General features: G+C 69.2%; 17 protein-coding genes. 5 read left to right on the forward strand and 12 right to left on the reverse strand.

Going from position 1 to position 13,810, the window contains the following annotated elements:
- Window positions 1–12 precede the first annotated feature (12 nt).
- The 4 genes from cyoE to AX018_RS17550 are packed head-to-tail and all read right to left on the reverse strand — an operon-like array spanning window position 13 to window position 3,698.
- Complete coding sequence (gene cyoE, locus AX018_RS17535) at window positions 13–921, reverse strand: heme o synthase (RefSeq protein WP_111879846.1); 909 nt, start codon at window positions 919–921, stop codon at window positions 13–15.
- Window positions 918–2,129, reverse strand: coding sequence for a COX15/CtaA family protein (locus AX018_RS17540; protein WP_111879848.1), 1,212 nt, complete (start codon window positions 2,127–2,129; stop codon window positions 918–920). Before AX018_RS17540 ends, cyoE begins: the two co-directional genes overlap by 4 nt.
- Window positions 2,126–2,887 carry a redox-active disulfide-containing membrane protein gene (locus AX018_RS17545; RefSeq protein ID WP_415842191.1) on the reverse strand — a complete coding sequence of 254 codons (762 nt, stop codon included), beginning with the start codon at window positions 2,885–2,887 and terminating at the stop codon, window positions 2,126–2,128. Before AX018_RS17545 ends, AX018_RS17540 begins: the two co-directional genes overlap by 4 nt.
- Window positions 2,829–3,698, reverse strand: coding sequence for an SURF1 family protein (locus tag AX018_RS17550; protein WP_245951642.1), 870 nt, complete (start codon window positions 3,696–3,698; stop codon window positions 2,829–2,831). Before AX018_RS17550 ends, AX018_RS17545 begins: the two co-directional genes overlap by 59 nt.
- On the opposite strand from AX018_RS17550, the gene AX018_RS17555 reads away from it, so the two are divergent.
- Window positions 3,697–3,918, forward strand: a complete 222-nt coding sequence (locus AX018_RS17555) for a twin transmembrane helix small protein (RefSeq protein WP_111879854.1) — start codon at window positions 3,697–3,699, stop codon at window positions 3,916–3,918. The two genes, AX018_RS17550 and AX018_RS17555, sit on opposite strands and share 2 nt — an antisense overlap.
- 108 nt (window positions 3,919–4,026) lie before the next feature.
- On the opposite strand, the gene AX018_RS17560 is transcribed toward AX018_RS17555, so the two are convergent.
- The 7 genes from AX018_RS17560 to AX018_RS17585 all read right to left on the reverse strand — a co-directional run bounded on the left by AX018_RS17560 (window position 4,027) and on the right by AX018_RS17585 (window position 10,516).
- Complete coding sequence (locus AX018_RS17560) at window positions 4,027–4,911, reverse strand: cytochrome c oxidase subunit 3 (protein WP_111879856.1); 885 nt, start codon at window positions 4,909–4,911, stop codon at window positions 4,027–4,029.
- An 81-nt stretch (window positions 4,912–4,992) separates the two neighbouring features.
- Window positions 4,993–5,196, reverse strand: coding sequence for a DUF2970 domain-containing protein (locus tag AX018_RS17565; protein WP_170146289.1), 204 nt, complete (start codon window positions 5,194–5,196; stop codon window positions 4,993–4,995).
- Window positions 5,193–5,810 carry a cytochrome c oxidase assembly protein gene (locus AX018_RS17570; RefSeq protein ID WP_111879859.1) on the reverse strand — a complete coding sequence of 206 codons (618 nt, stop codon included), beginning with the start codon at window positions 5,808–5,810 and terminating at the stop codon, window positions 5,193–5,195. Before AX018_RS17570 ends, AX018_RS17565 begins: the two co-directional genes overlap by 4 nt.
- Window positions 5,811–5,982: 172 nt before the next feature.
- A complete protein-coding gene (locus AX018_RS25465; RefSeq protein ID WP_211322469.1) occupies window positions 5,983–6,093 on the reverse strand; it encodes a cytochrome oxidase small assembly protein in 111 nt (36 codons plus the stop codon).
- A 34-nt stretch (window positions 6,094–6,127) separates the two neighbouring features.
- Window positions 6,128–7,771 (reverse strand): cytochrome c oxidase subunit I, encoded by a 1,644-nt coding sequence (ctaD, locus tag AX018_RS17575; RefSeq protein ID WP_111879861.1) that lies wholly within the window; start codon window positions 7,769–7,771, stop codon window positions 6,128–6,130.
- A gap of 62 nt (window positions 7,772–7,833) precedes the next feature.
- On the reverse strand, window positions 7,834–9,006 hold the full coding sequence (gene coxB / locus AX018_RS17580; protein WP_111879864.1) for a cytochrome c oxidase subunit II: 1,173 nt from the start codon (window positions 9,004–9,006) through the stop codon (window positions 7,834–7,836).
- A 586-nt stretch (window positions 9,007–9,592) separates the two neighbouring features.
- A complete protein-coding gene (locus tag AX018_RS17585; protein WP_111879866.1) occupies window positions 9,593–10,516 on the reverse strand; it encodes a malonyl-ACP O-methyltransferase BioC in 924 nt (307 codons plus the stop codon).
- 39 nt (window positions 10,517–10,555) lie between these two features.
- On the opposite strand from AX018_RS17585, the gene AX018_RS17590 reads away from it, so the two are divergent.
- Together AX018_RS17590 and AX018_RS17595 are read left to right on the forward strand one after the other, a co-directional pair.
- On the forward strand, window positions 10,556–11,278 hold the full coding sequence (locus AX018_RS17590; RefSeq protein ID WP_111879869.1) for a ComF family protein: 723 nt from the start codon (window positions 10,556–10,558) through the stop codon (window positions 11,276–11,278).
- A gap of 98 nt (window positions 11,279–11,376) precedes the next feature.
- Window positions 11,377–11,862: a tRNA (cytidine(34)-2'-O)-methyltransferase gene (locus AX018_RS17595; protein WP_111879871.1), complete on the forward strand. Its 486-nt coding sequence runs from the start codon at window positions 11,377–11,379 to the stop codon at window positions 11,860–11,862.
- Between the two features lie 21 nt (window positions 11,863–11,883).
- Here the strand turns inward: AX018_RS17595 and AX018_RS17600 are convergent, their stop codons facing one another.
- Window positions 11,884–12,822 carry a LysR family transcriptional regulator gene (locus tag AX018_RS17600; RefSeq protein ID WP_111879874.1) on the reverse strand — a complete coding sequence of 313 codons (939 nt, stop codon included), beginning with the start codon at window positions 12,820–12,822 and terminating at the stop codon, window positions 11,884–11,886.
- A gap of 228 nt (window positions 12,823–13,050) precedes the next feature.
- On the opposite strand from AX018_RS17600, the gene AX018_RS17605 reads away from it, so the two are divergent.
- A complete protein-coding gene (locus tag AX018_RS17605; RefSeq protein ID WP_111879877.1) occupies window positions 13,051–13,383 on the forward strand; it encodes a DUF4148 domain-containing protein in 333 nt (110 codons plus the stop codon).
- 159 nt (window positions 13,384–13,542) lie between these two features.
- The coding region (locus AX018_RS26015; RefSeq protein WP_211322470.1) for a transposase domain-containing protein at window positions 13,543–13,810 on the forward strand (268 nt) is incomplete at its 3' end.

The following is a 13,810-nucleotide window of genomic DNA, read 5'->3' on the forward strand; positions in this document are numbered from 1 at the left end:
CGCCATGGCGGATCAGAGTACGTAGTGGTCCACCAGCAGCGCCGCGAACAGCAGGCTGAGATGGATGAGGGAGAAACGGAAGGTCTTGCGCGCAAGCGCGTCCGAGTAGTTGCGCCACAGGCGGAAGCCGTAGGCGCAGAAGCCCGCGCTCAGAACCACGGCCGCGGCCAGGTAGATCCACGAGCTCATGCCGTAGACGAACGGCATGAGGCAGCCCGCGAACAGGATCAGCGTGTAGAGGAAGACCTGCAGCCGCGTGAACTCGTTGCCGTGGGTGACCGGCAGCATGGGCAGGCCCGACTTGCGGTAATCCTCCACGCGGTAGAGCGCGAGCGCCCAGAAGTGCGGCGGCGTCCACAGGAAGATGATGAGGAACAGGATCAGCGGCTCCGGCCCCACGCTGCCCGCGATGGACGACCAGCCCAGCACCGGCGGCATTGCGCCCGAGGCGCCGCCGATCACGATGTTCTGGGGCGTGAGCGGCTTGAGCACCACCGTGTAGATGACCGCGTAGCCCACGAAGGTGGCGAAGGTCAGCCACATCGTGAGCGCATTCACCCACACGCCGAGCACGATGGAGCCGGCCAGGCACAGCAGCGCCGAGAACGCCAGCGTCTGCGCGTTGGACAGCTCGCCCTTGGCCGTGGGGCGCCAGGCCGTGCGCTTCATCTTCGCGTCGATGTGCTGCTCCACGAGGCAGTTGAAGGCCGCCGCGGCACCGGCGACGAGCCAGATCCCGAGGCAGGCCACGCCCATGCGCAGCCACTGGGCCGCGCTCGGCATGCCGGGCACGGCCAGCACCATGCCGATGAAGGCGCAGAAGACGATGAGCTGGACCACGCGCGGCTTGGTGAGCGCGTAGAACTGGGCGAAGCGGGAGGGCACCGCGCGGGCAGCGGCGGGAGCGGAAGCGGCACTCATGGGGACGAAATTCTCGGGGCGCCCGGGGCGATCTGCGCCGGCCGGGGGATGGACATATTGTCTCTGGCGGTGATGGCCCGGCTCGCGGTGAGCGCCCAGGTGAGCACCACCACCAGCGCGGCGGCGCCGCCGGTATGGAGCACGGCCGCCATCAGGGGCCAGTCGAGCACCACGTTGGACAGGCCGGTGGCGAACTGCATCGCCGCCAGCCCCGCCAGCCAGCGCGCCGGCGCCGGCAGCACGCCGGCGCGGCGCAGGCGCCATGCCAGCAGCGCGAGGGCCGCCAGCACGACATAGGCCGCGAGCCGGTGCGCATAGTGGATGGCCGTGAGGCCCGCGAAGCCGATGTGGTTGCCGTCCTGCAGCAGGCCCAGCGGCCGCCAGATCTCGAAACCCTGCGCGAAGTCCATGTCGGGCCACCAGCTGCCCTGGCAGGTCGGGAACGTGGTGCAGGCCAGCACGGCATAGTTGGTGCTCACCCAACCGCCCAGGACCACCTGCAGGCCCACCAGCAGGGCCGTCGCCGCCATCAGCGTCCGCAGGCCGCGCGAGACCGCCACGGGCGCCTCGCCCCGGGACGCCTGGGTCTGCCGCACCGCCTGGACGCACAGCAGCGCCAGCAGCACGATGCCGCCGATGAGGTGCAGGGTGACGATGGCGGGGAAGAGCTTCATGGTGACCGTCCACGCGCCGAACGCCCCCTGCAGGCACACCCAGACCAGCGTGGCCGTGGGCCACCAGGGGCTGACGGCCACGCCGTGGCCGGGGGCTCCGCCCTCCCGCCGTGCGCGCCGCCATTGCCACCAGGCGCTCGCCGTGAGCACGATGATGAGCACGCCCACGCTGGAGGCGAGGTAGCGGTGGATCATCTCCACCCAGGCCTTGCGGTGCGTGACGGGGCCCGTGGGCATGGCCTGCTGCGCGGCGGAGATCTCCGCGTGCGCACCCACCGGGCTGGCGTTGCCGTAGCAGCCCGGCCAGTCCGGGCAGCCCAGGCCGGAATCGGTGAGCCGCGTGAAGGCCCCGAACAGCACGAGATCGAAGGTGAGGAACAGCGTGAGCACCGCCAGCGCCTGCCAGCGGCGCACCGGCGTGCCATGGCGGTTGCGCCACCCCACCCAGGCCAGGGGGCCGAGCGCGATCACCACGCCCAGCAGCATCAGCTCGGCCAGCGGCGCGAAATCGTAGAGCGGCTGCGCGGCGTTCATGGCTGCGCCTCCGGGCGGCCGGGCTGGTCCCACGAGGCCGAGGCCCGCATGAGCCGCGCCAGGTCGCGCTTGGCCTTGGCCGCGCCCGCCGCGTCCAGGCGGGCGGGAAAGCGCATCATCCAGTGGCCCATCGGGTCCACCACGAAAAGATGCTCGGAGAGCATGTGGCCCGGCTGCGGCGCGAGCCACTGGGCCAGCGCCTGCGGGTCCACCCGGCGCACGATGGCATCGCGCAGGCCGGGCCGGATTGCCTCGGGCGGCGTGGCGCCGTCCGTGACGAGCCAGACCCAGTCCATGCGGTCCTTGTCCTTGCCCAGGCTCTCGCGCAGCTGGCGCTGCAGGTAGAGGTGGTTCTGGCACATCCCGTCGCACCCGCCGGGCGCCACGCTCACCAGCAGCCACTGGCCCTGGAGCTGGCCCAGCGTGCCCGCCGTGCCGTCCAGCGCCGTCGCCGCCAGGGCCGGCGGCACGGCCCTCTGCGGCTCGATGAGTTCGCCATAGCTGTGCCGCGTTTCCGGCCGCACGACGTAATAGGTGAAATACGACGCGATCACCGGCGCCGCGCACACCAGCAGCACGCCCAGCATCTTCCAGCGGCCCTGCCGCGCGCGCGACTCCAGGGCCTCGACCGCATCGCCCGCGGCCGGCAGGCTGTGCACCGTCAGGCCCAGCGGATGCGACCCGCCGGGATCGGCGGGCTCAGGCGGCAGGCTGGCGGCGTGGGCGAAGGAAGCGTCGGACGATTTGGAACCAGACATAGAGGATTGCCACGAGGGCACAGAGCCCGAACCATTGGAAGGCGTAGGCGTAATGCTTGGCGACACCGGTATCGATGGCGGGCCAGTCGCGCAGCAGCGCGCCCTCGGCGGGGCCCGTCTCCAGCACCGTGAGCGGCGCGAGCCGGGCGAGCCCCGTTTCGGCCCGGTAGGCTGCAAGGTCGAGATTCTGCCGGATGGGAGAAGACCCCTCGCCGGCCACGGGGGCGGCGGTGCCACCGGGCTCGTAGAGCCGCGACGGCGGCGCGGCGATGCGGCCCCGCACCTCGACCTCGCCCGGCGGCGCGGGAATCTCGGGCACGCGCGCGCGGTCCTGGAAGTTCCGGGGCACCCAGCCACGCTGGACCAGCACCACGGGGCCCTGCGCACCGGAAGCACCGGGCGCCAGTTGCAGCGGCGTGAGCACGAAGAACCCGGGCCGCCCCTGCATCTGGCGGTTGTCGAGAAAGACCGTGTGCGCGGCGAGCCAGCGGCCCCGCAGCACGGTGCGGCGGTGCAGCAGCGGCGAGGCGGCCCCGGCCTCCCCAGGCCCCTGCACCGACGAGGCGGCCTCCCCGGCGGCCGCGGAGTCCACCAGCGCCCCCCAGGCCTGCGGCGGCACGGGCGGCTCGGCCTGGCGGGCATCGATGGTGGCCTGCCACTGCAGCTTCTGCGCCGCCCGCGCGAGCTGCCAGCGGCCGAGCGCCGCGGTGGCGGCCATGGCCGCGATCGCCGCCACGGCGATGCACCAGAACCGCCAGTCCCGGAGGCTGCGCGCGAATGTCTCGGAGGCGGGGGGGATAATGGTCTCCATGAAATACGTCGTGGTGCTGGCCTTCGCGGCCATTCTGGCAAGCCTCGCGTCGGCGCTCTTTTTCATGATGCGCACCGGCCGCGACGACAAGGCCCGCGGCCGGCACATGGCCCGGGCCCTGGCCGTGCGCGTGGGCCTGTCCATTCTGCTCTTTCTCTGCCTGCTCGCCGCCTGGAAGCTGGGCTACATCCAGCCCACGGGGCTGCCTGCCACACGCTGACGCCTTCCCGCCGCACCATGCACACATGAAAAAAGCGCCGCGAGGGCGCTTTCTGCTTCATGGATGCGGGACCTTCAAGGCCCCGCGCGCACCGCGGCGCCCAGGCTCTCAAAGCCAATAGACCAGAACGTACAGGCCCAGCCACACCACGTCCACGAAGTGCCAATACCACGCGGCACCCTCGAACCCGAAGTGCCGCTCGGCGGTGAAGTGGCCCTTCTGCAGGCGCAGCGTGATGAAGAACAGCATGAGCATGCCCACGAAGACGTGGAAGCCGTGGAAGCCCGTGAGCATGAAGAACGTGGAGCCGAAGACACCCGAGTTGAGCTTGAGGTTCAGGTCGGTGTAGAGGTGGTAGTACTCGTAGCCCTGCACGCACAGGAACACGAAGCCCAGGATCACCGTGGCCCACATGAAGCCGATCGTGCGGCCGCGGTGGTTCTCGCGCAGCGCATGGTGCGCGATGGTGAGCGTCACGCCGGAGGTGAGCAGCAGGGCCGTGTTGATGGTGGGCAGCCAGAAGGGCCCCACGGTCTGGAACGGCTCCACGATGCCCGCGGGCGAGGCCGTGGTGCCGGCGGCCATGCTGGGCCACACGGCCTTGAAGTCGGGCCAGAGCAGCGCGTTGTCGAGGCTGCCCAGCGCCGGCACGGAATGCGATCGTGCCCACCACAGCGCCGTGAAGAACGCGCCGAAGAACATCACCTCCGAGAAGATGAACCAGCTCATGCTCCAGCGGTACGAGAGGTCGATCCTGTGGCTGTAGAGCCCTCCCTCGCTCTCGCGCACCGCATCGCGGAACCACTGGTAGAGCACGAACAGCCACCACGCGAGGCCGAGGAACAGCGAATACTTGCCCCACTCGTGCCCATTGATCCACTGGCCCGCGCCGAGGATGACGAAGAACAGGCCGGCCGCCGCCATGACCGGATGGCGCGACTCGGCGGGCACGTAGTAGTACGGCGTGGTGCCATGCGGGGTTGATGCACTCATTGCTTAGCTCCTGTTTCCTTCTTCTCTCGGTTGTCCTGCCTGCTTGTCTCGCCTTGTCCTGCTCCGCGCGCCCGCACCGCGTCACACCACCCAGTGCACGAGCCCGATGAGGCCGCCCACGAGCAGCAGCACCGCCACCAGCCCCACCACGATGATGTGCAGCGGATTGATGCGCTCCGTGTCCCGCTGGTACTCGGCGCCCTTGCGGATGCCCAGCAGCGACCATGCCACCGCGCGCACCGTGCGCCACAGCGAGCCTTCGCGCGCGTGCGCCGGGCCGCTCACGATCCCGCCTCCCGGCCCGCCTGCGGGGCTGCGGACACGGTGGCCGGCGCCGCCGGCACCTTGCCGCCCACCTCGAAGAACGTGTAGGAGAGCGTGATCGTGGTCACGTCCCTGGGCAGCTTCGGGTCGATCACGAAGGCCACGGGCCACTCGCGCTTCTCGCCGGGCTCCAGGGTGTACTGGTTGAAGCAGAAGCATTCGAGCTTGTTGAAATGCGCGGCGGCCTGCCGGGGCGCATAGCTCGGGATGGCCTGCGCGGCCATGCGGCGGTTCTGGATGTTCTGGAACTCGTACATCACCGTCGTCAGCTCGCCCGGGTGCACCTGCATCGAATGCCGCGCGGGCTTGAAGTCCCAGGGGCCCCGGGCGTTGGCATCGAACTCGACCGTGATGGTGCGGCTCGTGTCCACCTGCGTGTTGGCGGGCACCTTCACGTCGCGGCCCGCCACGCCGTTGCCCGGCACCTGCCGCTCCGAGAGCGACAGGATGTTGATGCCCGTGACCTCGCAGATGTGCTTGTAGATCGGGATGAGCACGTACCCGAAGGCGAACATGCCGGCCGAGATCACGGCCAGCTTGCCCACCATCTTCACGTTCTCGCGGCGCAGGCTCATCGGAGTGTCTCCCGGTACTGCGCAACCCGCGCGCCGCAGGAAGCTGGCGCGCCCTCGCCCGTCCGATGGCCGCGGAGCAGGCCACGCCAGCAGACGCCGTGGAACCGGCTCGGCCGGGTCACGGGCGTCGCCCCCTTCGAGGGGGAAGGCGCGAAGCGACTCAGGGGGGGCCTCATAGCTTCCAAGCCATCTTGACCATGAAACCCACGAAGAACGCCACCGCGATGCTCGCCAGGATGAGCCCCATGCGCAGGTTGGCCTTTTTCCGGTCGGGAGGGGTCATTCCGGGTTCTCGCGGTGTTCGTCGTCGCCGTGTATCAGCCGATCACGCGCGTCGCGGAGGCATCAAGCTTGGGCGGGGTTTCGTAGGTATGGAAAGGCGCGGGCGACGGCACTTCCCACTCCAGGCCCTCGGCGGCCTCCCATGGGCGCTGGGGCGCCGGCTCGCCCTTGCCACGCATGGCGGGCAGCACGACGGCCAGGAAGAAATACACCTGCATCAGCCCGAAGCCGAAGGCCCCGATGGAAGCGACCATGTTGAAGTCGGCGAACTGCATCGGATAGTCGGCATAGCGGCGCGGCATGCCCGCGAGGCCCAGGAAGTGCATCGGGAAGAAGGTGACGTTGAAGGTGATGAGCGAGCCCCAGAAGTGGATGCGGCCGCGCGCCTCGCTGTACATCACGCCGGTCCACTTCGGTGCCCAGTAGTAGTAGGCCGCGAACATCGAGAAGAGCGAGCCCGCCACCAGCACGTAGTGGAAGTGGGCCACCACGTAGTAGGTGTCCTGCAGCTGGATGTCGATGGGCGCCATCGAGAGGATGAGCCCCGTGAAGCCGCCCATCGTGAACACGAAGATGAAGCCCACGGCGAACAGCATGGGCGTCTCGAAGGTCATGGAGCCGCGCCACATGGTGGCGATCCAGTTGAAGATCTTCACGGCCGTAGGCACGGAGATCAGCATCGTGGCGTACATGAAGAAGAGCTGTCCCGTGACCGGCATACCCGTGGTGAACATGTGGTGCGCCCACACGATGAACGACAGGATGGCGATGGACGAGGTGGCATACACCATCGAGGCATAGCCGAAGAGCTTCTTGCGGCTGAAGGCCGGCACGATCTGGCTGATGATGCCGAAGGCCGGCAGGATCATGATGTACACCTCGGGGTGGCCGAAGAACCAGAAGATGTGCTGGTACATCACCGGGTCGCCGCCGCCCGCGGGGTTGAAGAAGCTGGTGCCGAAATGGCGGTCGGTGAGCGTCATGGTGATCGCACCGGCCAGCACGGGCATCACGGCGATCAGCAGGTAGGCGGTGATGAGCCAGGTCCAGCAGAACATCGGCATCTTCATGAGCGTCATGCCCGGAGCGCGCATGTTCAGGATGGTCACGATGATGTTGATCGACCCCATGATGGACGACGCGCCCAGAATGTGCATGGCGAAGATGCCGGCATCCATCGAGGGGCCCATCTGCAGCGTGAGCGGCGCGTAGAGCGTCCAGCCCGCGGCCGGTGCGCCGCCCGGCATGAAGAACGAGGTCACCAGCATGATGGCCGCGGGGATCATCAGCCAGAAGCTGAAGTTGTTCATGCGCGCGAACGCCATGTCGGAGGCGCCGATCTGCAGCGGGATCATCCAGTTCGCGAAGCCCACGAAGGCCGGCATGATCGCGCCGAACACCATGATGAGCCCGTGCATGGTGGTGAGCTGGTTGAACAGCTCCGGGTTCACGAGCTGCAGGCCGGGCTGGAACAGCTCGGCGCGGATCAGCAGCGCGAGCACCCCGCCCACCATGAGCATGGTGAACGAGAACAGCAGGTAGAGCGTGCCGATGTCCTTGTGGTTGGTGGCGAACACCCAGCGGCGCCAGCCGGTGGGGCCGTGGTGCCCATGGTCGTCCCCATGATGGTCTTGCGCGTGGCCGGCGGCATGGCCGGTGTTGTCGAGAACTGCGCTCATGTCGGGTTCCTCAATCTTTTCAAGCTGTTCTGCTCAGGATGTGCCTGGAACGGATGTGCCGCTCACTTGCCGCGCTGGGCCACGATTTCCGAGGGCTGGACGATCTGGCCGGTCTTGTTGGACCAGGCGTTCTTCGTGTAGCTCACCACGGCAGCGAGGTCGGTGTCGCTCAGTTGCGCCCAGGAGGGCATGGCGCCGTTGGCGGCGCCCTTGAGCACGATGTGGATCTGCTTGGCGTGGTCTTCGTCCTTGACGATGGCCGAGCCGTCCAGCGGCTTGATCGGCCCCGCGCCCTTGCCGCTGGCCTGGTGGCAGGCGGCGCAGTTGGCGGCATAGACCTTCTCGCCGCGCGCCAGGATGTCGGGCAGGGTCCAGACCTTGTTGGGATCGTCGGCCTTCGCCGCGGCCTTCTTCTTCTCTTCGGCCACCCATTGCGTGTAGTCGGCGGCGGAGAGCACCTTCACGTGGATGGGCATGTAGGCATGCTCCTTGCCGCACAGCTCGGCGCACTGGCCGTAGTAGTCGCCCACCTTATCGGCGCGGAACCAGGTGTCGCGCACGAAGCCGGGGATCGCGTCCTGCTTGATGCCGAAGGCCGGCACCATGAAGGAGTGGATGACGTCGTTGGCGGTGGTGATCACCCGCACCTTCTTGCCCACGGGCACGACGAGGGGGTTGTCCACCTTCAGCAGGTAGTCGGGGGGCGCATTGGCGACCTTACCGCTGTCGGAAAGCCGCCGGTGGCTGCTGTCGAGGGTGGAGATGTAGGCCAGCCCCTGCCCCTCGCCATTGATGTAGTCGTAGCCCCACTTCCACTGGTAGCCCGTGACCTTCACCGTGAGGTCGGCGTTGGTGGTGTCCTTCTGGGCCACGAGCACCTTGGTGGCCGGCAGCGCCATGAGGATCACGATGATGAACGGCACGATGGTCCAGACCACCTCGACCGTAACCGACTCGTGGAAGTTGGCGGGCTTGGCGCCCTTGGACTTGCGGTGCTTCCAGATCGAATAGAACATCACCGCGAACACGGCGACGAAGATCAGCGTGCAGATGATGAGCATCATCCAGTGCAGGAAGTGCTGCTCCTCGGCGATGCGCGTGACGGGGGGCGCGAGATTGAGCTGATTGACGGCCGGGCCGCCCGGAAGATCCTGCACGGCATGCGCGACGGTGCCCACCCATGCAGCGCACGGCAGCAGCAAAGAAGCCAGCTTGTTGGAAATGCTTTTCTTCATGGTTCTCACTTCTCAGCCTCAGTCAACCTTTTCCCCGGGCGCGCCCGCGTGGGGTCGGGCGCGGCCCAGGGCCATGCGGATTCCAACAGCCGGGGCGCGGCGGTCTCGTGGCCGCGCGCTCCGGATTCCGCATGAACCCGGTGTCATCGAATGCGCGGCACCGGCAGCGCCGCGCGGGTGTCTCCTGTCCTCTCGCCGGCCCCGCCGCCGCGCGGAAGGCAGGCCCTGCATCGCGCAGCATGCCGTCCCCGTGGCGCGATTGCAATAGCCGCGGCGCCATCTGCGGCCCGGCCCCGTACAAACCATGAGACGGAGGGAGGCGGGGGAGCGACAGGGCGGCGACAGGCCCGCGCCGCAAGGGCATCGGGCCGCATCGTCGGGCTCGGCGGAGCAGGCCTGCCGCAGCGCCCTTGGACCGGCGGACAGCAGGGAAAACGGCATCCGCCATGCCATGCGTCGGCGTGGCGCATGGCCTGAAATTGTATCGTGCGGTGAATCCGCCCCCGCGCCGCGCGGCCGAGGGAAAACCCCGCCGCGCCCCGTCAACACCGCATCAGCGTCGCACCTACTCCGCAACAACGCCGCGTTATGGCTGGCGCCCGGCCGGCCGCCCCTGCTGCAGCATCGCGCGCATGTCCTGCAGGGACACGGCGCTGCTCTCGCTCACCTTCATGCGCGGCGCGGGCTTGAAGGCATGCCCGTAGATGATCTCGAACGTCAGCGCCAACGGGCCGCCATCCCGCGGGCTCGCGAGGCGCTCGCCCAGCGCCTGCTCCAGCCGCTGCCGCCAGCGGCGGCCCCGCAGCGCGGGGAAGCGCCCGGGGTGCAGGTTGCGCCCCAGATCGCGCAGCTCCTGCAGCAGCCGCTGCGGCGTGGCGAACGTGAGGGTGATGTGCTCCATGTCCATCACGGGCTCCGCGAAGCCTGCCTGGACCAGCATGTCGCCCCAATCGTGCATGTCGGTCATGGAATGGCCGGCCGGGGGCCAGCCCAGTTCGGCATACAGGCCATGGAGTTCGCGCACGGTGTCGGGCCCCAGGCAGGAGAACATCAGATAGCCGTCCACCGACAGGGCCCGGTGCCAGCGGCCGATGAGCGCCTGCGGATCGGCCGCCGCGTGCAGGGCCATGTTCGCCCAGAGCATCTGCACGCCCGCGTCGGGCGGCACGCCGAAGCGGGGGGCGCCGGCGGACCACCGCCCCGGGCTCCACCAGGGCCGCTCCAAAGCCCTGCGCGCCACGGGCTCGCGCCGGGGCGCGGTCTCGGCGATCCAGCAGGCCGCGCCCGGATAGCGCTGCGCCACCAGCGCGTGGCCCTGCAGGCCACCGCGCACCGGGTCCCAGTCCGCCCACGCGGCCGGGGCCTCGCGGATCCACTGCAATCGGTCCTCCATGCGGCGGGCCACCTCCTCGTGCAGCCAGGGAGACGCGGCAGACGCGGCCCCATGCCAGCGCGCGGCGGCGGCCGGATCGATCGTGGGGGGGCGCTGGTGGTCGGAAGGCTCTGGCATCGGGGCGACGGGAAACAGGTCGCGCAGTATATTGAGCCGATGTGGAAACCGTGGATCTCGGGGATATCGGGCTGGCTCGCCTCCACCGCCCGGGCCGTGCCCAGCCAGTGCGCCGTCTGCCGCGCGTGGCCGGCGCGGCGCGTGTGCGATGCCTGCGCGGCGCGGTTCGCGCAGCCGCGCGCCCGCTGTGCCACCTGCGCGCTGCCGGTCCCCGGCGACGTGCGCCAATGCGGCCAGTGCCTGAAGCATCCGCCCGCGCTCGATGCCTGCATCGCCGCCGTGGACTATGGCTACCCCTGGTCGGGCATCCTGTCCGAGTTCAAGTTCCACGGCGACCCCGGCTGGGCCGGCGCGCTGGCCCTGTTGCTGCGCAGCGCCCCCGGGGCGGAGCCGCTGCTCGACGCGGCCGATGCCGTCATGCCCATCCCCCTGGCGCCGCAGCGCATGCGCGAGCGCGGGTTCAACCAGTCGGCCCTGCTGGCGCGCGCCCTGGCGCCCGCCGCGGCGGACCCGCGCACCCTGCTGCGCCTGCGGGCCGGCGCGGCGCAAAGCAGCCTGCCGCGCGCCGAACGCCTGCGCAATCTGCGGGGCGCGTTCGCGGTGGAGCCCGCCCGCATCGGCCGCGTGGCCGGCCGGCGGATCGTGCTCGTGGACGATGTGATGACCACCGGGGCCACCCTGCATGCGGCCGCCACCGTGCTGCGCGAAGCCGGCGCCGCCGGGGTGGGCGCGATCGCACTGGCCCGCACGGGCACGGAATGAATATTTGGTGCGATCATCGCCACGCTTCGTAACTTCCGTTTACGAACTGGGGAGCCACCCCGCATTCCACCGCGGCGGCGCAACACACAATAGTTCTCATGTTCCACATCGTCCTCGTCGAGCCGGAGATCCCGCCCAACACCGGCAACATCATCCGGCTGGCGGCCAATACGGGCTGCACCCTCCACCTCGTGGAGCCGCTGGGCTTCTCGATGGAAGACAAGCTCATGAAACGCGCCGGGCTCGACTACCACGAGTACGCGGAGGTCGTGCAGCATGCGGGCTGGACCGCCTTCCTGCGCGACGCGCAACCCGATCCCGAACGCATCTTCGCGATGACCACGCACGGGCTGCAGACGGTGTACGAAACCACTTTCGTGCCCGGAGACTGGTTCGTGTTCGGCGCCGAGAGCCGGGGGCTTCCGCCCGAGTTGCGCGACACCTTCCCGCCCACGCAGCGCCTGCGCCTGCCCATGCTGCCGGGCCAGCGCAGCCTGAATCTCTCCAATGCCGTCGCGGTAACGGTGTACGAGGGCTGGCGGCAGAACAGCTTCCTGGCCCCCGCCCCGCCGGCAGCGCCCTGACCGGCTGGACGCGCGCCCGTCTCAATCCGGGGAGGCTGGCGGCGTCTGCATCGCCTCTTCGATGGAGCGCCGCGTGCGCTGGCCCATGAAATCCAGGAACGCCCGCGTGCGCGCGGGCATGAACTTGCGGCTCGGCAAGGCGGCATAGAGCGTGAAGCGCCCGGTCGTCCACGGGGCCAGCACGCGCACGAGGCGGCCGCTGCGCAGGTGCGGCGCGGCCAGCTCCAGCGGCTGCGGGCTGATGCCTGCCCCATCGAGCGTGGCGCGCAGCAGCGTGTCGGTATGGTTGGCCACGCACACGGGCTGTACCGCCACCTCCACCACCCGCCCGCCCTCGCCGGGTTCGATCAGGCGCACCACGCCGGGCCGCACCTCGGAGTGGCGCCACAGCAGGCACTGGTGGCGCGCCAGGTCCTCGGGCACCTGCGGCACGCCGTGCACCCGCAAGTATTCGGGCGATGCGCACATGACGCCGTCGAAGGAGAGGATGGGCCGCGCGATGATGTTGGCATTGAACCGTTCGTCGGCGCCGAGCAGGGTCACGTCGTAGTCGCCGATCGGGGGATCGATCGAGGAATCGACGTGGATCTCCAGCGTCACGCGCGGATGGGCCTGCCGGAAGCCCGCCACCAGCGGCGCCAGGATGTGCACCGCGAGCGCGGGCGGGGCCAGCAGCCGCAGCACCCCCGCGATCTCGGACGTGTGCGCCTGGGCCACGGCGAATGCCTCGTCCACGTCCGCCAGGATGCTGCGCACCCGCAGCAGATACGCCTCCCCCGCTTCGGTCAGCGACACCCGCCGCGTGGTGCGCTGCAGCAGCCGCGCGCCCACGTGGGCCTCCAGGTCGGCCACCAGCCGGGTGACGGCGGCGGCCGAGAGGTCGAGCGCTCGGGCGGCGACCGCGAACCCGCCTTCGTCGGCCACGGCCTGGAAGACGCGCATGGTCAGCAATCTATCCATGACGGCAATGAAGGTGGGGGAGTGAAACCTGATTATTTCATTTTCGTGAATGAATCATTGCCAGCGCCATGGTTTTTCTCGGGGTTAACCCTGCGTACAGTCGCATCCATCGATGAGCGATTCGTTGGGCTCACCGAGGCAGGACAAGACCGGCACCCCCAGGGACGCAAGCCGGCCTTGCCCGGACATTCCCCAACGCTCCGGAACGACAGACCGAAAGGACACACCATGAACCGCAAACCCCTCGCCCTGGCCGCCGCCACCCTCTTCTCCCTGAGCGCCTTCGCCGCCCAGGCGGATACCCGCACGGATGGCGACGGCTCCGGCTATCCCGCCACGGCCAGCGCCCCCAGCACGCTGACGCGCGAAGCCGTGATCGCCGACCTGGTGGCCGCCCGCAAGAACGGCACCCTGCCCAACAGCGGCGACTGGAGCGACGTACCTGCTCCGCTGGCGCTCTCCGGCCAGTCCAGCCGCGCTCCAGCCGTGGCCCGTGACCAGGTGCGCGCCGAGGCCGTCGCGGCCGCGCGCTCGCATGACATCGTCAGCGGCGACCATTGAGCCCCTCCCGCGGCGGCAGCACCCGCCGCCCGGCGGGCCGTCACCGCGAAAAAAAGCCCGCCAGGAATGCACCCTGGCGGGCTAATGCCAGTCAGATAAGCCCTTGGAAGTCTGATGGGAGCTAAAAAGGGAACGTGTGCAACACGTTCCCTTTTTGCTTTGCGCCTGCTCGAAAACACCCTGACCCAAACCCTGCAACAAGCCCCCAACGATAGCCTGGGAGAGTTGGCGCAGTTGATCGACAACGAGTGGATCACCCAAGCCCTTGCCGCCAGCGGCAAGGCCAGCATCCGCAGGCGCAAGCTTCCAGCCGAGCACGCCATCTGGCTGGTCATCGGCTTGTCGCTATATCGGCAACTGCCGATGTGGCAGGTGGTGCAGCAGCTGTCCTTGAGTCTGGGCGACAACGATCTGCCCGTACCCAGTG

The organism is Paracidovorax anthurii, from assembly GCF_003269065.1.
GTDB classification, from domain to species: domain Bacteria; phylum Pseudomonadota; class Gammaproteobacteria; order Burkholderiales; family Burkholderiaceae_C; genus Paracidovorax; species Paracidovorax anthurii.